The 21,983-nt window shown below is 44.3% G+C and carries 11 protein-coding genes and 1 pseudogene; 6 read left to right on the forward strand and 6 right to left on the reverse strand.

Features of this window, described 5'->3' with window-relative positions; translation table 11 throughout:
* Positions 1-334 precede the first annotated feature (334 nt).
* Positions 335-6,766 (forward strand): annotated as a pseudogene (locus GTO83_RS10890) (Rib/alpha-like domain-containing protein).
* 243 nt (positions 6,767-7,009) lie between these two features.
* A complete protein-coding gene (locus GTO83_RS01105; RefSeq protein ID WP_180871341.1) occupies positions 7,010-9,100 on the forward strand; it encodes an LTA synthase family protein in 2,091 nt (696 codons plus the stop codon).
* 450 nt (positions 9,101-9,550) lie between these two features.
* On the opposite strand, the gene GTO83_RS01110 is transcribed toward GTO83_RS01105, so the two are convergent.
* Entirely contained in the window at positions 9,551-10,081 is a 531-nt protein-coding gene (locus GTO83_RS01110) for a GNAT family N-acetyltransferase (RefSeq protein ID WP_180871342.1), read from the reverse strand.
* A 152-nt stretch (positions 10,082-10,233) separates the two neighbouring features.
* Here GTO83_RS01110 and coaA point away from each other — a divergent pair, with 152 nt between their 5' ends.
* Positions 10,234-11,157, forward strand: coding sequence for a type I pantothenate kinase (gene coaA, locus GTO83_RS01115; protein ID WP_180871343.1), 924 nt, complete (start codon positions 10,234-10,236; stop codon positions 11,155-11,157).
* 357 nt (positions 11,158-11,514) lie between these two features.
* Here coaA and GTO83_RS01120 read toward each other — a convergent pair whose 3' ends face one another.
* The 4 genes from GTO83_RS01120 to GTO83_RS01135 all read right to left on the reverse strand — a co-directional run bounded on the left by GTO83_RS01120 (position 11,515) and on the right by GTO83_RS01135 (position 15,974).
* Positions 11,515-13,143 carry an Mbeg1-like protein gene (locus GTO83_RS01120; RefSeq protein ID WP_180871344.1) on the reverse strand — a complete coding sequence of 543 codons (1,629 nt, stop codon included), beginning with the start codon at positions 13,141-13,143 and terminating at the stop codon, positions 11,515-11,517.
* Positions 13,144-13,441: 298 nt separating this feature from the next.
* Positions 13,442-14,665 (reverse strand): HAMP domain-containing sensor histidine kinase, encoded by a 1,224-nt coding sequence (locus GTO83_RS01125; RefSeq protein ID WP_180871345.1) that lies wholly within the window; start codon positions 14,663-14,665, stop codon positions 13,442-13,444.
* Between the two features lie 13 nt (positions 14,666-14,678).
* Positions 14,679-15,350 (reverse strand): response regulator transcription factor, encoded by a 672-nt coding sequence (locus GTO83_RS01130; RefSeq protein WP_180871346.1) that lies wholly within the window; start codon positions 15,348-15,350, stop codon positions 14,679-14,681.
* A gap of 15 nt (positions 15,351-15,365) precedes the next feature.
* Positions 15,366-15,974, reverse strand: coding sequence for a GTP pyrophosphokinase family protein (locus GTO83_RS01135; RefSeq protein WP_180871347.1), 609 nt, complete (start codon positions 15,972-15,974; stop codon positions 15,366-15,368).
* Positions 15,975-16,164: 190 nt separating this feature from the next.
* Here GTO83_RS01135 and guaA point away from each other — a divergent pair, with 190 nt between their 5' ends.
* Both guaA and GTO83_RS01145 read left to right on the forward strand, forming a co-directional pair.
* Entirely contained in the window at positions 16,165-17,718 is a 1,554-nt protein-coding gene (gene guaA / locus GTO83_RS01140; protein WP_180871348.1) for a glutamine-hydrolyzing GMP synthase, read from the forward strand.
* A gap of 276 nt (positions 17,719-17,994) precedes the next feature.
* Positions 17,995-18,918 (forward strand): IS30 family transposase, encoded by a 924-nt coding sequence (locus GTO83_RS01145; protein WP_180871349.1) that lies wholly within the window; start codon positions 17,995-17,997, stop codon positions 18,916-18,918.
* A 366-nt stretch (positions 18,919-19,284) separates the two neighbouring features.
* On the opposite strand, the gene GTO83_RS01150 is transcribed toward GTO83_RS01145, so the two are convergent.
* Positions 19,285-20,679 (reverse strand): PTS transporter subunit IIC, encoded by a 1,395-nt coding sequence (locus GTO83_RS01150; RefSeq protein ID WP_180871350.1) that lies wholly within the window; start codon positions 20,677-20,679, stop codon positions 19,285-19,287.
* A 169-nt stretch (positions 20,680-20,848) separates the two neighbouring features.
* Between GTO83_RS01150 and GTO83_RS01155 the strand changes: the two genes are divergently transcribed.
* Entirely contained in the window at positions 20,849-21,580 is a 732-nt protein-coding gene (locus GTO83_RS01155; RefSeq protein ID WP_180871351.1) for an SDR family oxidoreductase, read from the forward strand.
* The last annotated feature ends 403 nt before the right edge of the window (positions 21,581-21,983 follow it).

Genomic DNA, 21,983 nt, shown 5'->3' on the forward strand with positions numbered 1-21,983 from the left:
TGCTATTCATTAGTTAAATAAATATTGATAGTTAAATATTTTACTTTTAATATTTTGCGTGATATCATACGGGTAAGTTATAAACTGCTAATTGGTATAAAAAGGCTTTATATCAAGGTTTGTAACCGCAATATTTTAAAGACTCTAGCGAATTAATTTTGGTTTATTGATAAATTAGTAATTTACTCATGATAAGTGTTGATTAAAGTTAAGTACTCGGTTACAATGAAATCGTAATTCAAGATCACTAAGCATTCATTACTTTAATAACTAATTTTCGAACTTTTTTCAAAATTGGTTTAATTAGAGGTTTTAGATCTTTAGGAGGAATAACATAGAAAAGAATAACCAAAACTTCGTTGATCGTGAGAAGCAGCGGTTTGCTTTGCGGAAACTTTCTGTCGGAGTTGTTTCAGTGTTGGTAGGGACTACCTTATTCTTTGGAACTAAGGCCCAAGCGGATACGACTAGTACAAGTACCGATGGTGCGGATGCTAATGCAACGACAACTAATAATGATACTAAGGCTCAAAACTTACAAAGTGATCAAGTCACTTTGGGTTCAGCTACGAGCGATGCTACGTCAACAGCGAGCGCTTCTAGTACTGATAGTCAGTTGACAGCAGCACCTACGACTACTGCCGTAAACGCAGATACTACAACAAATTCTGATGATTCAACGTCAGCTACTAAGCAAGCTTCAATCTCTGGGCCAGGGATTAGTAACCAATCATCTGAGGTTAATAACAAGCTTTCACAAGAAACTGGCCTAACCTCATCTAACAATCGCACCTCAAGTATTTTCCAAGGTACTGATGGTAAGTGGTACAAGTTTATTACTACCAACGGGACCTATAAGGCTTATGAGATCGTAAACGCCAACTTAGGTAATAAGGACGAACCAAAAGAAAATAACGACTTTGTCAACAACAACGTTAAGGTTGAAAAGGTCGACAAAGGTAACGGTAAGGTTCACTACAAGATCACTTTCTTCCCATCATATGGGTTAAATTACACTGATTACAACGGTACTTTTGCTAATGGTGTTAAAGGTTTACAAAACGCCCGGATGGGGATTGCATTAACTGGTGACTACAAGATTACTGGTGATGTAACGGTAACTATTGATACTCCAAAGAGTGCCGACAATGACGGTGACGGCTATGTTCGAGGAAAATATGGCGTAGTTAGAGATCCGGAAGAACACGTTGTTCAAACTTTTGATCCATATAATGATTCCAATGCCAACGGGGTTCCTAACTTAGTTGGTAGTTCTACTTTAGGTACTTCAGCAACTAACGAGTACATCCAAGGATTATACTTCGGTTCAATGTTGCAAGGTGCAAGTGCCAATACCTTGAACAACTTATACACTTTGATCTTTGCTGATAAAGATGTTGATCAAGGGAAAGACTTGATGGGTAATGATTATGATGGTGATACCCACGGGATCTTGTTGGACTCATTTGGCCAATATAAAGGTGATAACAGTAACACTACCAATACTGGCTACACGATCAATGGCAAGACTGTCAATGGTTCAGGAATTATCACCGCTTCGCAAGGTGATTCAACGCGGTCATACTTACAGACCGGCGAAAATGGTGTAAACGACCAGCTTCAACAAAATAATATTAATTCTGGAGCACCGGTTAACTCACGTGACTTCTCAACCTACATTTCCTTGAAGTCATGGGGGATGACTCGTAACTCTCAATACTCAAGCTACACGATTGAATTTGATGCTGATCATACTGATGCTACCCAAGGTACCTTGCCGATGGGTAACAATGGTACCCAATTCTCTGGGGTTTTAGCTGGTTTTTCAACTTACCAACAAAATACTCAGTCAAATGCATACAAGTTAGTTGGTGAACAATACACCTTAGCACCAAATCCTGTGACCTACCAAGGTCAAGATATTTACACGACTGTTGGCAACATGCCAGATGCATCTCAAGGGATTGCTGAAGAAGCTCGAAAGGGTCTTCCATCAGATATGGTTTACACTTGGACGCAAGCCCCGGATGTGTCTAAAGCAACCAAGATGGTAAGTACCACTACTCCAAGTAAGGACGGAGTTGGTACGGTTACGACCGTTGTCAATGAAGGGACACCAGCAGTGGTTCACGTTCAGAACTCCACGAATGGTGAAGGTGTGGACGTACCGATTACGGTCTTTGTATATCCAAATCCAGTTACTCAAGATGTTACTAAAACGTTAGATGAAGTCAAAGACGGGTTGGATGCTTCAACTACCATTGAAAATATGAGTGACATGCCAACCAGCGTACCGGCTGACGATAGTTCAGAAACTAAAGGTACTCGGGTCATTTGGGTAAATGAACCTGATTGGACTAAGGTTGGTACTAACCAAACTGCAAATGGTGAAAGCCCATCTGTACGGGTTATTTACCCTGATGGTGCCAAGACTGATCCATTGCCAGTAAACGTAACAATTACGGATGGTACAGAATCCAAGATTGCTGATAAGGTGAATCCAAAGGCTAAGGATCAATACACCTTTAAAGGCAACGATGTCAAGGCTGCTGACTCAATTGACCCAAGTTCATTGAAGGACACTGACGGCAATGCCGTAAAGCCAAAGAACGAAGAATGGGCAAAGGCCCCAGATGTATCAAAGGTTGGCGACACGACTGGTGACGTTACAGTAACTTACACTGACGACTCAACTGATACTGTTTCAGATGCTCCAGTTCACGTTGTCGATGCAACTGGTAAGACGGTTGGGGTAAAGCAAGGTGACAAACTTGATACGCCAGACAAATACGTCAACCTTGATGGTTATTACCCATCTGACACGAAGTACAACTGGACAGAACCAGATACTTCAACGCCAGGGATTAAGAACACGACGGTAAAGATTACCTTACCAAACGGTCAAACCAAGGATGTTCCGGTAACCATTGTTGTTGGTGGTAATGTGGATATTCCACAAGGCGAAAAGCCATCAAAGGATGATGCTGATAAGACCGTACCAGGTGGTAAGGATACTGATTGGAATAAGACACCAGATACTTCAACTACAGGTAAAAAGGATGCTACGGTAACGACCACGGTTCCTGATCCAAACGATCCAAATAAGACGGTAACGGTTGATGTTCCAGTAACAGTTAACGTTACGGATAAGAAGTCAGAAACCAAGATTGCTGATAAGGTAGATCCAAAGGCTAAGGATCAATACATCTTTAAAGACAACGATGTCAAGGCTGCTGACTCAATTGATCCAAATTCATTGAAGGACACTGACGGCAATGCCGTAACGCCAACGAACGAAGAATGGGCAAAGACCCCAGATGTATCAAAGGTTGGCGACACGACTGGCGACGTTACAGTAACCTACTCTGACGACTCAACTGATACTGTTTCAGATGCCCCAGTTCACGTTGTCGATGCAACTGGTAAGACGGTTAATGTTGATAAAGATTCAGCTATTGGTGATGCTGAAAACTACATTGAAAAGACTGGTACTTACCCAAATGACGCCACATTCGTATGGAAGACCAAGCCAAGCACTTCAGAAGCTGGTACTAGCACGGGTGTAGTTACGATTACTTTGCCAAACGGTCAAACCAAGGATGTTACCGTAACGGTTAATGTTTCTAACAAGGAAGCTACTCTGGATGCAACTACCAAGCATGAAACAGTAACTGAAGGTCAAGCAGTTCCTAGCGACAAACAAGTAGTTATCCCATCTAAGGATGGTTCAACTGTGACTGCCAAGGACACCGTTGATGGCTTAACTGTTGACAAGGATGGTAATTTAACTGGTACGCCAAAGATTAACGACTGGAAAGATGACAGTGAAGAATCACGGGATGTCGAAATTCAAGTAACGGTAACTAATGGTTCTGAAAGCGTTGATAAGACGGTTACGGTAACGATCTTGCGTGACACCGATGGTGATGGTACGCCAGACAAGAAGGATACTGACGACGACAACGACAAGATTCCTGACACTGATGATGAACATCCAAAAGATGCTGATACTTTAACTGTTAAGGTTACCAACCCAGATCCAGTAAAGGACGGCGAGGAAGTAAAACCAACTAAGGTAATCGAACCAAGCATTCCAAACTCAACGATTACCTCAACTCCAGTAGATGGCGTATCTGTTGACAAAGATGGTAACTTGACTGGTACGCCAAAGGTAGATGACTGGAAAGACAAGGCCGGCGATGACAGTCGTGAAATCGAAATTTCAGTAACGGTAACCAAGGGTGACCAAAAGGTTGAAACCACTGTTCCAGTAACGATCTTGCGTGATACCGATGGTGATGGTACGCCAGACACCAAGGATACTGATGATGACAACGATGGTATTCCAGACACTGAAGATCAACATGAAAAGACCAAGGATGAATTAACCGTTAAGGTTACCAATCCAGATCCAGTAAAGGACGGCGAAGAAGTACCACCAACTAAGGTAATCGAACCAAGCATTCCAAACTCAACGATTACCTCAACTCCAGTAAATGGCGTATCTGTTGACAAAGATGGTAACTTGACTGGTACGCCAAAGGTAACTGACTGGACTGACAAGGCCGGCGATGACAGTCGTGAAATCGAAATTCCAGTAACGGTAACCAAGGGTGACCAAAAGGTTGAAACTACTGTTCCAGTAACGATCCTGCGTGACACTGATGGTGACGGTACGCCAGACACCAAGGATACTGACGACGACAACGATGGTATTCCAGACACTGAAGATCAACATGAAAAGACCAAGGACGAATTAACCGTTAAGGTTACCAACCCAGATCCAGTAAAGGATGGCGAGAAAGTACCATCAACTAAGGTAATCGAACCAAGCATTCCAAACTCAACGATTACTTCAGAAACAGTAAATGGCGTATCTGTTGACAAAGATGGTAACTTGACTGGTACGCCAAAGGTAGATGACTGGAAAGACAAGGCCGGCGATGACAGTCGTGAAATCGAAATTCCAGTAACAGTAACCAAGGGTGACCAAAAGGTTGAAACCACTGTTCCAGTAACGATCCTGCGTGACACCGATGGTGATGGTACGCCAGACACTAAGGATACCGACGATGACAACGATGGTATCCCAGACACTAAAGATCCACATGAAAAGGCCAAGGATGCTGAAGGTGGCCACATTGATGTTGACAAGGGTCATACTTTAACGGATGAAGATGCTAAGAAAGCTATCTCAAACAAGGATAAGTTACCAGATGGTACTACTTACACTTGGAACAAGACTGATACCCCAGATACCTCAACGGCTGGTGAAAACAAGCCGGGTAAGGTAACTGTTACTATCCCAGGCCAAGATCCGCAAGTTGTAGATGTAACGGTAACTGTTAAGGACGACACGCCAACGACGCCAACCGATGCTGAGAAGTACGACCCTAAGGGCCAAGACATCACGGTCAACAAGGGCGAAACTCCTAAGGCCGAAGACGGTATTTCTAACAAGGGCGACCTGCCAAAGGGCACGGACTACACTTGGAAGGAAACGCCAGACACTTCAACCCCTGGTGACAAGGATGCAACGGTTATCGTAACTTACCCAGACGGTACTAAGGACGAAGTTCCAGTAACGATCCACGTTAAGGACGACACGCCAACGACGCCAACCGATGCTGAGAAGTACGACCCTAAAGGCCAAGACATCACGGTCGACAAGGGCGAAACTCCTAAGGCAGAAGACGGTATTTCCAACAAGGGCGACTTGCCAAAGGGCACGGACTACACTTGGAAGGAAACACCAGACACTTCAACCCCTGGTGACAAGGATGCAACGGTTATCGTAACTTACCCAGACGGTTCAAAGGACGAAGTTCCAGTAACGATCCACGTTAAGGACGACACGCCAACGACGCCAACCGATGCTGAGAAGTACGACCCTAAAGGCCAAGACATCACGGTCGACAAGGGCGAAACTCCTAAGGCAGAAGACGGTATTTCCAACAAGGGCGACTTGCCAGACGGTACTGACTACACTTGGAAGGAAACGCCGGACACTTCAACCCCTGGTGACAAGGGTGCAACGGTTATCGTAACTTACCCAGACGGTTCAAAGGAAGAAGTTCCAGTAACGGTTCACGTTAAGAACCCAGATGGTAGTCAAACCGATGCTGATAAGAACACGCCTAAGGGTCAAGACGTCACGACCGACAAGGGTAAGACGCCAGATGCTAGCGATGGTATCGCCAACAAGGGTGACTTGCCAGACGGCACGGACTAAACTTGGAAGGAAACGCCAGACACTTCAACGCCAGGTGATAAGGCTGCTACGGTCATTGTAACTTACCCAGATGGTTCTCAAGATGAAGTTCCAGTAACGGTTCACGTTAAGGATGACACGCCAAACAAGACTACTGACGCTGACAAGTACGATCCTAAGGGGCAAGACGTCACGACCGACAAGGGCAAGACGCCAGATACTTCAACCCCTGGTGATAAGGATGCTACGATTATCGTAACTTACCCAGATGGAAGCAAGGAAGAAGTCCACGTTACGGTTCACGTAACTGATAATGCTGGTCAAGGTGAACAAGACAAGCCGACAACTAACAATGGTGGCAACAATGGTACCGCCGGTAATACTGGTAACGGTATCGGTAATACTAACAATGCTAACCAAGGTCAATCAGCAGCTAAGAACCAAAATGCATTACCACAAACTGGTAATGATGAAGCTGCAACGATGAGCTTAGTCGGGGTAACCATGGCAGCTGCTCTTGGATTACTTGGTTTGAAGAAGCGGAAGGAAGACTAATTAGTTACCAAACTAACTTAGTCATCTAAAGCAACCGTAACCACTTATTGTGGTCGTTAAGAAAAGGACGTTGACTCTCATAATTATGAGGGTTAACGTCTTTTTTGACTTTTAAAAATTTAACGGTTTAGGGAGGATAAAATCTTTTCTATATTTTCTTTAAATCGGGCGAAAGGACGTTACAGACCGGCAACATTATTGTATGATGGTGAGTGTTGATTATTTTGATGGAGGAAAGAACGAATGAAAACAGCGTTGCAAAAAGTCAGGGCTGGACTGAATACCAAACTGGGCTTTTTTGCGCTCACAGTCCTCTTATTTGCAATTAAGAGTATTTGGGCATATGAAACCAAGTTTAACCTTGGAGCAAATACCACGGTGCAGCAATTTTTGCTGGCTTTTAACACCTTGCCAAGCGCAATTATCCTAATTGGGATTGCCCTCTATTTCCGGGGGCGGTTGTCATATTGGTTGATGAGCATTATCAATGCGCTCTTATCGACTTGGCTGCTGGCAAATATTTTATATTATCGAGAATTTTCTGATTTTATTACCTTTAATGTGATTAAGGGTTCTAGTAGTGCATCAGGAAATTTAGGGACTAGTTTGGCGCAAATTATTAAGCCATCTGACTTTTTGGTTTACGCCGATGTAGTAATCTTGATTGTCATCTTGTTATGCCACTTAATCCGGGTGGACATGCGTTACTTTAAGATTCGCTATGCGGCTACTGTAACGGCCATTGGGGCTCTTTTGTTTGGCGCAAACTTAGGGATGGCTTACTCGGACCGGAGCCAGTTGTTAACTCGAACCTTTGATAGCAACTACATTGTTAAATACCTAGGGCTTGAATTTTACACGGTTTATGACGGGGTAAAAACGACGCATAATAGTGCCATCAAAGCAGAAGCAAATAAAAAAGATGTGGCGCCGATTCAAAAATTCTTAAAGGAACACTATGCTGGACCCAATGCAACCTATTATGGGACCATTAAGGGGAAAAATATTATTGTTCTGCACCTGGAAAGTTTCCAACAATGGTTGATTGACTACAAGGTTAATGGCAAAGAAGTTACGCCAACCATCAACGAACTGTACCACTCTAGCAATACCATGGCCTTTGATAACTTCTTTCACCAAGTTGGCCAAGGGAAAACGTCCGATGCGGAAATGATGCTAGAAAATTCGCTCTTTGGCCTTCCCGAAGGATCGGCCATGACGATTGATGGTACGACTAACACCTTCCAATCCGCACCGGCCTTATTACACCAAAAGCTTGGCTACACCACGGCTTCTTTCCACGGTGATGTGCCTAGTTTCTGGAACCGGGACAATGCTTACAAGTCCTTTGGTTACCAATACTTCTTTAGCAAGGAGTACTACCCGAAAGTTAAGGATCAGGATATGGGGTATGGGATCAAGGATAAGATCTTCCTCAAAGATGCAGCTTATTACTTGCAACAGCTTCCCCAACCGTTTTACGCTAAGTTAATTACGGTGACTAACCACTATCCATACTTAATTGATAAGAAGAATACAGATTTCCCATCCCTTAAGACGGGCGATAATACCGTTGATCCGTATGTCCAAACGGCGCACTACCTTGACCAATCCGTTAAGGAGTTATTAGATTACTTGGACAAGACGGGGTTACGTAAAAACACGGTCTTAGTCCTGTATGGGGACCACTATGGGATTTCTAATAACCATAAGCCGGCGATTGCGAAGATCCTAGGTAAGAAGAAAGTTACTAATTACGACCTCGCCATGTGGCAAAAGGTACCATTCATGATTAATGCTGAGGGTCTCCAAGGGGGCATTAACCACACTTATGGTGGGGAAATTGATGTTTTACCAACCCTAGAAGATCTTCTCGGGATTTCTTCTAATAAGTATCTGCAATTCGGCCAAGACTTATTATCAAAGAGCCGGAACCAGATTGTTCCTTTCCGGGATGGTGATTGGGTAACACCAAAATACACTAAGTCGAGCGGTGATTATTATGACACCAAGACAGGTAAACAGATTACTAACCCAACGAAGGCTCAAAAAGCTGAGTTCGCAAAGATTCAAAAGTATGTCACAACTGATCTTGGCCTCTCTGATAAGGTAATTAATGGGGATCTCTTACGTTTCTACAAGTTACCAGGCTTTACTAAGACTAATAAGAAGGACGTCACCTATAACCGGGTAAAGGCCTTGAAGCAATTGAAGAAAGCCCAGAAAGAACAGAAAACTAGTTTGAAGTCCGAAAATGATAATAAGAGTACCTTAGATGATTACACGACCGATGCACCAGAATTGAAAGATACAACGCTAAGTTTTCCTAAGTAAATAGGACATAGCTGATCATAAAAACGACCACCTTGAATTTAAGTCGGAAGGCTTAAGTTTACAGTGGTCGTTTTTTACATAAAGGAATAATTTGTTAATTTTAAAGTAATCGATTACCAAAACTAATCAATATGTAAAGAAAAAGCCACCATTTTGGTAGCTTTTGGCTAGGGTGGTATGAAGATAATCCAGTTCATAGGAACGAACGGAAAGTGTAACGGCATGATGTCGTCCTGGCAGATGCCAGAGTTGTTTGGGAGTAAACCATCCTAGTTATTAATATTATAACATTTGAAATTATCAGATTAAACCTGTCTTGGGAATAGTGATGATTTTTCAACCGTAAAGTGAAGGAATACTAGTTTTTTTGCCAGCAAATAATTATTGGAAAATTACTGATAACTGAGCAAAAATTCATTAGTAATTCTAATTGGTCGTTACTTAATGTAATTACTTTGCTAACCAACCAAACGGCCATTCAAACCAATTAAAGACGTGGTCAACCTTGGCTCCGTTAAAATGATTCGTGGTGGTGAGCACCTGGTAGGTTACTTCGGGATCCTTCATTTTTCGACTGGTCAAATGGAAGCCGTTCCGCTGGTAAAAGGCTAGGCGACGTAATCGTTGCTGATTATTAACGGCCTTGGGATTGGGAGCTTCAATATCGAGGGCCAATGGCACATCGTGGTAGTGATGCTTTAGCGTTGTTAAAATGCGGCTACCGTAGCCTTGCGAACGTAATTGATCGTTAACGGCAAGATACAAAACGTAGTGCAATCCCTTGACGTGAATTACGTAAGCAAAGCCCACAAACTGATCCTGGTCATAAAAGGCCGTAAAATCTGCATGCTTAAAGTAGCGTTTGAAAAGTAGCCAGCCCCATTTTTCGCGTTCATAGGCTGGAAAAGCACGATGATAAAGTTGCTTTATTTCTTGGTAGTCGGGTAAGCTCGATCGGACGGGCTGTATGTCTAAATCCAAGAATAATTCCCCCCTTTAATATCTATACGCTAACAAAGCTGATGAGCGTTTTCAAGTAAAGCGATCAGCGTCTCATTCAATGTAAGAGCTGCCATTATCGCCCTGTGTGGTATAATAAAAAATATTAAGGTTTTTAAAACGGAGTGCAAAATATGAACGAATGGCTAAATTATGACCAGTTTGATCGGGCTACCTGGCATAGTTTTTTTCCTAGTGAACGAGTTTTATTGTCACAAGCTAATCTGGATGAGATTAAGTCGCTAAATGACCAAATTTCCATTGCGGACGTCCAAGAAGTTTATCTTCCTTTAATTAAGCTATTACAACTGCAATACCAAAATTATCAACAAATGCATTTGCAAAAGATGACTTTTTTAAAGAAGAGTAATCGGCGGGTCCCGTATATTATTGGCATTGCGGGCTCCGTAGCGGTGGGTAAGAGTACCAGTGCGCGGCTTTTGCAAATTTTGTTGCATAAATTAATGCCAGATTTACGGGTAGAGTTGATTACTACTGATGGTTTTTTATATCCCAATGCGGAATTAAAAAAGCGGGGCTTAATGGACCGAAAAGGCTTCCCGGAGTCTTACGATATGGATAAACTCCTGGCCTTCTTAAATGATGTAAAGGCGGGGGAAGCTGAAGTGATGGCTCCGACATACTCCCATAGTGTGTACGATGTTTTGCTGGATCAACCCCAAATTATTAAAGAGCCCGACATTTTAATCGTGGAAGGGATTAATGTCTTACAACTCCCAAGTAAGCAACCACTATTTGTCAGTGATTTCTTCGACTTTTCGGTTTATGTTGATGCGGATGCTAAGTTAATTGAGCAGTGGTACCTAGAACGCTTTGGGCTGTTGCTAGATACGGCCTTTCAAGATCCAAGTAATTATTATTATTCCTATGCTCAAGGGGACCGGCAGGCGGCCTTTGACATGGCTAGGGATGTTTGGCAACGGATAGATCTGCCTAACCTAAACGAGTACATTTTGCCAACGCGTAATCGCGCCGATATAATTCTCCATAAGACGACTAATCATAAAATTGATCGGATTTACTTGCGGGAAGATTAAAAATAAAATGGCCATTCCTTTCAATGCCAAACTACGGGCAAGGATACCTAAACTAGGGATTAAAAACTTAGGCCTTAAATGAAGTTAGGTTGAACTTTTTAGAGTTGTTTGGCATCTCAGGCGGAGGCAAAAAAAGATAATTGATCGCCCAGAATTGCGATTTCTGAAAAATTAAAACCACCCCATAAGCTGAGCTCTCGTTTAGCTTATGGGGTGGTTTGGTATTCGCTATGTAGTTGAAGCAGACTAAGCGAGCTTGGCCTGCTTCTTTACTTATTTTTATCGCCAAGCCAAAATTTGAGCAGTGACTTGTCCTAAATCAGTACGGGTGGTGGCTTGATTAATCATTTTGTTAAGTTAGTCTATTTGGATAGCTGTTAAGTTCATTTGGGCAACGGCAGACTTCATTCGGTTCTTTAGGGCCATGAAGTTAGCGGCTTGGGTGAATTCAACTGGCACAGTTAAGATAGTTGACCGACTACCATCGGGATAAAGAACTACTACCTTCATATTAAAGTTAGTAGTATCTGGAGTCAGTTGGGGAGGATAGTTAATAAACTCATATCGAATTGTGCTAGTTTTGGGGAGATACTTCATATAAGGGGCAAACTGGTTAGTTAAACTGATATCAATTTGGTTAATTAAATCATTTTTACTTAAAGTAGCCAGACTAGTGGCGGTAATTTTACCCTTTACTGCTACTTGGTATATTTGATTAAGATGATGTGGTTGGCTGATCGCATCATGCCGATCTGAACCAATCATTGCCTCGAGCTGATTACTAAAGCCATCATTATCGTCATCCAATAAGCCGACAGGGGTGTCCATTTGGTAACCAGTAGTAAACCAGTTGGCAATCTCACTACTGTAACGTTGAGCAAAGAAGTTAGAACTTGAATGAGTACCACGATTGTTGACAGCGTAGGCCCACTTCGTATTTGGATAGTAAAAGAGTCCACCAACAGCATCATCATGAATGGCAAAGGACTGCATCTTAGCTTCATAAACAGGATTGCTTAGATCAGCATCATTGATGTAGCTAGTCCGAGAAAGAATTGTACTATTAGTAGCAGCCATTCGGTGAGTTAAGTTTCCACTAATCCATGACCAGGCATCGCGGATACCTGGCGCATTAAAGACAGCGCCATGAATAAAGCGAGGATCATACATTAACTTTGTGGCGGCAAAATATTCTGCCAGATATCCGCCGAGTGAGTGACCCGTAAGGAATATTGATTGAAAAGGATTTAAAGCTGCCAAAACTTGATCAAAATTTTTAACCTGGTTAGGTTGAGTTCCAGAAAAGATTGCCGAATCAGCAATTGCATCTAGTCTATCGTTAGTTCCGCGGAAAGCAACTACTGCTTGATCCTTATTTGTAAAGATAGTTGCTGAGAAACCATCTTTAGTGTTATTGAACTGCCTAGCAAATTGCCAATCATTAACGACTTCACTAACGTTGGCTACGTCAAGAAGTTTGTTGTGAGAAAAAGCGGCGATGGCAACTTGGTTCCCACCAAAAATTAGGTTAAGTTCGTTTTCATCTCGATAGGAAAGCTCAGTAAAGAATCGTAAGTCTCGATCAGAAACATCCCACTGATCGGGGTGTTTGTCAAAACTATCAACGATACCATCGTGATCGCGGTCTTGAACAGGAGCCAGATTGTTGTTAGTAAGATTATTTTCAGTAACTGCACTAGTAGGTGGAACAGTAACAGTATTAGTAGCTTCACTAGTACTACTGGAACTTTCCGAAACTAAATTTGGTACGGAATTAGGTATTGCACTAGTTGAAGCTGGTTCGGTAATAGAACTAACGGGAGTATCACTAGCACTAACTGCCACGGGCTGATTTTGAACTTCACTAGCCTGGGCAGAGGAACCGGTAATAACGGCAAAGCCACAAAAAAAGACTAAGCCAATAGCGAAAGAAGCTAGTCGTTGGCCAGCTTTTTTTCGTAAGGCATAACGAAAATGTTTTTGCATGGTTTTGTCTTAATGGTTCAAAAACACTATTGATTTCTGAACCATTCCTTTCTTTTTGTTTTATCTATGCACCAAATATCCTAAACAAATTTTTATCAATTAGCAATGGTTATCAATTGATTTTTTGAATTTATTTCGAATTTAAAGTGCCTTTGTGAAAAAAGTTTAAAAATATATGAAAGTGACAGAAACCATAATGAATATATGAGTTTAAGTGGCTCAGATAGAACCATTAATAAACGGTATCCATTTGACGATTATCTCTACGTAACGATGGAATGTATGTTGACTTGTTGCCCTATCTAAATCGCGCCACAAAGTAAATCATTCCTTCGTGGTAGTGAACAGTAAGCTTGCCCTTAAAAGTTTGGACGAGGTTTTGGGCCATTGAAAGGCCAATACCAAACCCCTTTTTTTCTTGATTATGGGAGGTTTCGTTACGGTAAAAACGTTCAAAAAACTTATTGTAATCCACATCCTTACCGGCAGCGTAGGAATTAGCAACCACTAAGGTGGGGCTTTTATGTTGCTTAGTGGCGGTCCAAGTAATTTTGACGATCCCCTGATCATCGCAATATTTGTTGGCATTATCGACTAAGATGTTAGCTAACTCCGTAAAATACCCTTCATCGGCTTTGATTGTTAAATCGGGCGTAATGTTGGTCACAAATTGTTTACCATCTTGTTCTACCAAAGTCCGAAAGTTATTTGCTACCGTGGTAATCGCTTGGGAAGCGTTGATGTCCGTGATGACCATTGTTGGTCGTTCGTCAAGCCGCGCCAAGGAGACGAGGCGGTTAATTAACTGGGTTAGGCGGTTAATTTGTTGGTGGTTACTTTGGGTCCATTCGCTCTCGCCGTTTAACATTTCAACCATTTCATTATTAGCCGCAATAATGGCAAGGGGGGTTTTTAATTCGTGCCCGGCATTTGTAATAAACTCTTTTTGCCGCTTTTCTGCCCGAACAACCGGTTCGATGGCTTGCTTGGAAAAGAGCGCTAATAAGAGGGCGTAAAGGGCAAGGGAAGCAACCCCTAAAACGGTGGCCGAGCGGACAATTTGGTTAACCCGCGCCATAAGTAAGGTTTCATCTAAGAAGACAATGGTCGTTAATCCCTGCTTAGTTACCCGTTTATAAGCATAGGTAGTTCCCTTATAGAAGGTATGCCCTTGCCGTTGACGATGGCGGAACTCTTGGGCTAAAGTTTTAATTTCACTGGACTTAACGGTTGAGATATGTTCATCGTTCAAGTCCACGATATCACCAGTAGCGTTAAAAGTGACACTAAAATACCGATATTGAAAAAGCCCTTCTCGATTATGTTTAGCCTGCCCCAAGACCGCGACTGGGCGTTTGGGAATATCTCCTTGATTGTTTGCAAGGGTGGTGAGGACGGTACTAACTTCTTGGTCTGCCCGGTAGTAGGAAGTACCGATAATGCTACCAATAACGGTAGTCAAAACGACTGCTAAGGCGCAAGTTGAAATGATAATAAACTTCCGCCGAATTTTTTGAATCATTAGCGGTCACCTCCTAAGGCTTAACCAGAGTAAAGGGCCCCCCTTGTTCACCAGTGATTTGGACCTGGGAGTTAACGGCTTGGAGTTTTTGCCGCAAGTAGGAAATGTTAATCCACAAATCGGTCGCGTCAGCCACTTCATCATCGTCATCCCAAGTATGATTAATTAAATCAGCAATTGAGAGCGCTTTTCCGGCATTTAAGATTAGGTATTGTAAGAGGCGGGTTTCCTTTTTGGAGAGACTGATTGAATTGTGAGCTTCGAGTCGTTGCTCATTATTATCAAGGGTGAGGTCGGCAAAATTTAATACATCATCATCATAGTCTTCATTGCGCCGTTCGAGGGAACGTAAGCGTGCTAGAAGCTCTTTTAATGAGAAGGGTTTGGTAAGATAATCATCCGCTCCCGCATCCAAACCGGTAACCCGATCGTCAATTTCAGCCATCGCCGTTAACATCATGATATAAGTACGATCACCGCCAGCTCGAATTTCTTTTAAGGCGGTTAGTCCATCCTTAACCGGCATCATGATATCTAAAATAATGACGTCATAGGCGTTTTCTTGGACGGCTTTGACCGCTTCTTCCCCGTTGGCTACCGCGGTAACCTCATAGTGAACGCTTTTTAGGGCGGTAACTAAGACGTGAGCTAATTGTTGCTCATCTTCGGCGATTAATACTCGCATAATAATACCCCTTTCTTAGTTTTGATTGATCAATTGACGGATCGTCTGCATTTGAATGTCGCAGGCGGCCAATTGTTCAGCACATTTTTTTAATTCACGGCCAATCCGTTCGGCATCTTGGACATTGTGCTTGTACTTCATTTCGTGTTCCAAACTTGCCCATGAATCCATGGCAATGGTCCGGAGTTGTATTTCAGCGTAGTATTTCCCGGGTTGATTACCATCAACATCTTTAAAGGGGGTAGTCACCGCTAAAATGACGTGATAGGATCGGTAACCATTCGGCTTTGCATTGGTAATGTAATCTTTTTCTTTAACGATTTGCCAGGCTGGATTGGCTTTGATTAACTTCAAGCAACGGTAAATATCATCGATGAAGTTACAAACAATCCGTAAGCCGACCGCATCTTTGCAATCCCGTAAGGCACCTTCGGTAGTTACTGGATAACCCTTACGGCGACATTTTTCAATCATACTTTGTTGTGCTTTAACCCGGCCAATTAAGTGTTCGTAGAGTTTAGGTCGGCCGGCCGTCACTTCAGCCTGGCTGAGCGCTTTAATTTGGCTTTGTAGATTGGTTAGCAATTGGTTAAGGGCAGGTTGAAAGGGCCCATAAATATCCATTATCCAAGTTTCCTTTCAGCGAAAGTAATTTTTTAACTATCCATATTATAGCGAGTTTGGGTTGGTCAAAACAGGTCAATAAGAAAAACTTAAATCATTGGGGATCTTTTCATGGCTTTTGGTTGACCATGTTCGGTTTAGACCGTACAATATTGGATAAGTCTGAAACCAATATAAAGGAGTGGGAACTGTGGCAAACATTAATCTGGATGCCTTTGACAAGATTATCGTCCTGGACTTTGGTAGCCAGTATAACCAATTAATCACCCGACGAATTCGTGACTTTGGGATCTATTCGGAATTGTTATCGCATAAGATTACAGCCGCCGAAATCAAGCAGATCAACCCGAAGGGGATCATTTTCTCTGGTGGGCCTAATAGTGTGTATGATGAAGGGGCCTTTACGGTCGATCCGGAGATCTACAAGTTAGGGATTCCAATTTTGGGGATTTGCTATGGGATGCAATTAATGGCCCAAAACTTGGGTGGAAAAGTTGAATCGGCGGAAGATTCCGAATATGGGCGTGCCGATATTGAAGTTACCGAAAAAAATGCGGTAATGTTTAAAAACTTGCCACAGAAACAATTTGTTTGGATGAGTCACGGGGACCTGGTTACCCAAGTCCCGGCGGGATTTGAAGTTACGGCCACGAGTGCTAACTGTCCAATTTCAGCGATGGCCAACGACGCAAAGAAATTCTACGGCCTCCAATTCCACACTGAAGTTCGGAATACGGAGTACGGGCTTGACATCTTAAAGCACTTTGCCTTTGATGTCTGTGGTGCCAAGGCTAATTGGTCAATGGATAACTTTATTGATCTCCAAGTTGACAAGATCAGAGAAACCGTTGGCGACCAAAAGGTAATTTTGGGTCTTTCCGGTGGGGTTGACTCCAGTGTGGCCGCAGTTTTGATCCATAAGGCGATTGGGGATCAATTAACTTGTATCTTCGTTGACCATGGTCTCTTACGGAAGAACGAAGCCCAATCTGTGATGGATGCTTTAAATCGTGACCTCGGTGTTAATATTGTTAAAGTTGACGCTGCGGATCGGTTCTTAGGCAAGCTCAAGGGTGTGACTGATCCAGAGCGGAAGCGGAAGATCATTGGGGCGGAGTTTATCGAAGTCTTCAATGAAGAAGCCGCTAAGTTAAAGGACGTGAAGTTCCTTACCCAAGGGACCCTTTATACTGACGTGATTGAATCGGGGACGGATACCGCCCAAACCATCAAGTCCCACCACAATGTTGGGGGCTTGCCAGAAAAGATGGGCTTCAAGTTAATTGAACCATTACGGAGCCTCTTTAAGGATGAAACCCGAGCCCTCGGAGAAAAGTTAGGGATTCCGCATGAATTAGTCTGGCGGCAACCATTCCCTGGTCCTGGTTTAGGAATTCGGGTCTTGGGCGAAATTACGCCAGCTAAGCTAGCAATCGTCCGGGAAAGTGATGCTATCTTACGGGAAGAAGTTGCTAAGGCTGGGTTAGACCAAAAAATTTGGCAATACTTTACGGCCTTACCAGGGATTCGTTCCGTTGGGGTCATGGGGGATGGCCGGACTTATGATGAAGCCGTCGTAATCCGGGCCGTAACTTCGATTGACGGGATGACAGCCGACTTTGCCCAAATTCCATGGGATGTCTTACAAAAGATTTCCGTCCGGATCGTAAATGAGGTTGATCACGTTAACCGTGTACTCTATGATGTCACGAGTAAGCCGCCTTCGACGATTGAATACGAGTGATGTTATAGTACAACATGAAGAGGGAAGCCTAAGATAACGGCATTTGTAGAGGGGCAAATTTGGTAGAAAAGGCAGTTTATTGCAAGTTGTCTACCAAAAGTCTACCAAAAACATCAATAGATAATACCGCAAAAGGTACTACGTAATTTGAGCTTGCGTAGTACTTTTTTTGTTAGGCAGATTGTAAAATTTAAGTTGAACATTTAAGTGGACAGAAAAACCCATCAAGGTCTTTAATGGTGTTACCACAACATTCCATTAGAAAGAAGGACCTTAATGGGCACCACTATTTTATCATTCCAGAACCGCATTGTCATTGAAACGCTTCATAATGAAGGACGTTCCTTACGATACATCGCTAATTACTTAGGCTTTAGTAAAACCACAGTCTTTAACGAACTTCACCGGCTAAATAGTGAGTACCAGGCTGAGCTAGCACAAACTGACTTTGAACGCAAGGTTAGTCAACGGGGGCGGAAGTCTTCGCTCACTAAAAACCTTAAACACTTGATCGAGGAAAAGATTCAAGTCCAGAAGTGGTCCCCTGAACAAGTTGCCCATGTAGTTGGAATTGCCTACAAGACGGTCTATAACTGGATTGATCAAGGCTGGCTTGATGTACAGCTACCCGATTTGCCTGATCATGGAATTCGTCGTCATCGTGCTAAAGAAAAGCGTGGTACGTTCAGTCAAGGCCGCTCCATTGAGGAGCGTTCTCATAAAGTCGAAACTCGCCAGGAATTCGGCCACTTTGAAGCTGATACCGTACTTTCTGGCAAACGTAAAGGTCAAGCTGTAGCCACTTTTGTGGAGCGTAAGAGTCGCCTGACAATTATTAAACGGCTCCATGGTCGCGACAGTCAGTCCATGACTCAAGCCGTACTTGAACTAGCTAGTCAACTTCAAGACAAACTCAAGACGCTGACCGTAGATCATGGTAAAGAGTTCGCTAACTACCAGGCAATTGAGCAGCGAACTGGTACTCCGGTTTATTTTGCCCATGCTTATTCACCACATGAACGCGGCAGTAATGAGAACCGTAACCGAGTTTTACGACGGTTTATTCCCAAAGGCCAAGCCATTGAAGAGTTAAGCGATCACAAGCTGATTCAAATTAATTGGTATTTGAATTCCCGACCACTTAAATGTCTTAACTGGCATACACCAATCGAGATCTTCTTGCTTAATCTACGTTACTAAATTCGTTCAAGTTATTTCTTGCAATCTGCCTTTACTAATATTTTAAGGGAAAATGGAGTTAAATGAAATCCGAAGATTTCATCTAACTCCATTAATTATTTGGGACTTATGTCACAGCCCCCTCTGTTTGGTTTTTCGAATATTACACAGATCACGTGGGAAATAACCGCAAGCCTAGTGGATAAGTACGAACGAAGAACGACGCGTACCGCGTCAACCTTCGTCCTAGCTTATCCATACGGCTTGCCGAGAAGGTTATTTCCCACTCCCTTTGCTTTATCGCCAGAAGATTGCCGCAAAACTTGAGAATTGGGGCCGCAACGAGAAACACAAAAGAGGGATACGTTTCCCTTCCCGCGGGGCAACTTAGGCATGGTTGCGGGCGGCTTGGCGGGCTACGTAGGCCCAGACTTGCGTGCGGTGGCGACGAAAGGCTCCGCTGGCGATTAAGTAGCTGGCGACAGCCAGACCAATCCAGAGTGGGTTAGCCGAAATAAAGGCGGCAAAAAACAAGGCATTCAAGGGCCGGGCGACTAAATTGAAGCTGGTAATCAAGATGACGCCGGCTGGTAAGGCCGTGCCATAATGGGCGATAGTGGTGGTATAAATAGGTGCCAGCCAGCTGGAGGCGTATAAGCCCAAGCTAAACCAGATCACGCTGGTAAGTACGATTTTGACTAGGTTTCCCCGGGTAAGGGCCACGATGGATTCAATCATAAAGGGCAGGGCAATGAGGTCGACGACGGGTAGGGTTTGATTACCGGGTAAGATCAAGGCGAGCAAAACCATGATGGGCAGCAAGAGCATCCCGGCAAACAGGGTTGTTGCCTCCCCATAACCCACCCCATCATCCACGGCTAAGAACCAAGCGCCCCGCTTGGCGGTTGGCGAGGTGGGGTGGCGATCAAGGGCGGCCGCTAAGGGGGTAAAGGCCCGGGCAAAGACCTGGGTGACTAACGGAAAGAGGACCATGATCGCGGCTAATTGGATGGCAAACTGGTTGATTTGGCCCCAGGCCGCCAAGTGGGTCAAACGTTTAAAATTGGCCAAAATTCCCAAACTGGCCCCCAACAGTGCCCCGAGGAGCAGGGGGTCGTTGAGCCCGCCGAATTTGGCTTGGGCGTGTGTGGGATTAAAGCGACACTTATCCAGCCCCAGCCGGTTGAACAGGGGGTCCAAGATCAGGATCGGGACGACTTGTTCAATGTTGTGCACAGCGGCGACTGTCGCGTGGGGGACTTGGTAATAAGCAGACCAGGCGGGCGCTTGAATTTCGGCCAGCAACAGGGTTGTTAGGATCAGAAAGGCTGCCAGCCCCAAAGCGAGCCAAAGGTTATGTGTTACCGTGTAGGCCATTGTGGCCCACAACATGAAACCGAAGTTGTTCCACAGGTTGGCGGGCATAAAGACCCGGGTGATCCCGAAAATAAAGAGTAGTAGTTCAAAGACTAAGCTAAAGCCAAAGACGGTGAGTCCCACCGGGGCGCCAAAGGCGGCTAAGGATCCCGTTTGCCAGCCTAAATCGACCACGGGCCGCTGAATCCCGGCAGAGTTGACCAACTGATGGACTAGCTTGGTGACCAGCGGAGTGAAAGCGCCGATTAACCAGCTAAAGCCGGTGAGCCCAACCCCCGCGGCTAGGGCGCTTTTAACGGCTGTCCCCCAGGGGATGCGTAAACCGCGGGCGATGAGCAACAAAATCACCGGCACCACGACTGGTGCGCTAAACGTAGTAAAAAAGTGCTGAATGGTTGTTAACATCGAAAAGTCCCCCTTGTTTAATTTTAATGTTATTGTAGCGTAATTAGGTAAGAAAACGCGACGAAAGTCTCTGAACCCAGGTGCAAGTGATAAAATCAGGTTGGAGCCCCTCGGCTGATAAAACTGCTGGGGGCTAGCGTCAGCTGAGGATCAACGAAAGGAGGGCAGCATGGCAGCAGCATTAATTACTGGGGCGACCGGTGGCTTAGGTCGGGTGCTGGCATTTGAGCACGTTCGTCACGGCGGGGATGTGATTTTAGTAGACTGCCACGCCGCCAAATTACAGGCTTTAAGTGCAGAGTTGCGTCGGGCGGCGCCGGGACAACAAGTGGAATTAGTGGTAGTTGATTTTACCGCGGCCGATGCGGCCCAGCAAGTCTTTGCCGCGGTCCAAGCGGTGGGCTGGCCGGTGGATTATTTAATCAATAATGCCGGGTTTGGGGGTGGCGGTGCGTTTGTGACGCGGTCGGCCGCCCGCGATCCGGCGATGGTGCAGGTGAATGCGGCGGTGCCCATGGCGTTGTTGAAATTATTTTTACCGGGGATGGTGGCGCGCGGACACGGTCGAATTTTAAACGTGGCGTTCGCCGCGGCGTGGTTCCCAGGACCGGAACAAGCGACCTATTTTACGACTAAGGCGTACTTAGCCGCGCTTGGCAATGCCTTGTGGTATGAGTTAAAACCGCTGGGGATCAGGGTGACCACCCTCTTACCCGGACCGATTGAGACCGGTTTTGCCCAAGCCGGGCAGCTGACCCAGACCCGGTTGTTTGCGCCGGGCACCGGGGTGGCGCCCCAAATCGTCGCGCGGGTGGGCTACGCGGGGATGATGCGGGGGAAGCGCCAAGTAATCGTCGGGATGGCGTGGTGGATGCGCTGGGCGGCCCAGGGCTACCCTTAGTTGCCGAAACGGTTAGTGTTGGCCGTGATTGCGGCCTTACAATGGCCCCGCCCGTGACCGCCGGCCGGCTTGAAAATAATGTGAAATTATAAACTAATTTTAAAATTGACAAAAATAAACTGATGCGATTGGTGTAATCAGCGCCGACCGCATCAGTTTTTTATGCGTGGCGGTGCCTGGACACGAGCTTAATAAAATTAAGTTTATAGGGGAGTAGCCCGACGGCGTTGGCCGCAACATTTTATTCGCAAAGAATTCACTAATCATATGTATTTCATTTATTATAAATAAATCGTTATGTTAAAATGATAGTGAATTGGTAGCCAAAATGGATTACTATAACGATAATTTTTTGACTTAGGAAGCGCTGCCAAAAGTGATAAATCAACGGTTGGGTTTTAAA

It is taken from the genome of Lactobacillus sp. 3B(2020) (assembly GCF_013487845.1).
Classification (GTDB): domain Bacteria; phylum Bacillota; class Bacilli; order Lactobacillales; family Lactobacillaceae; genus Limosilactobacillus; species Limosilactobacillus alvi.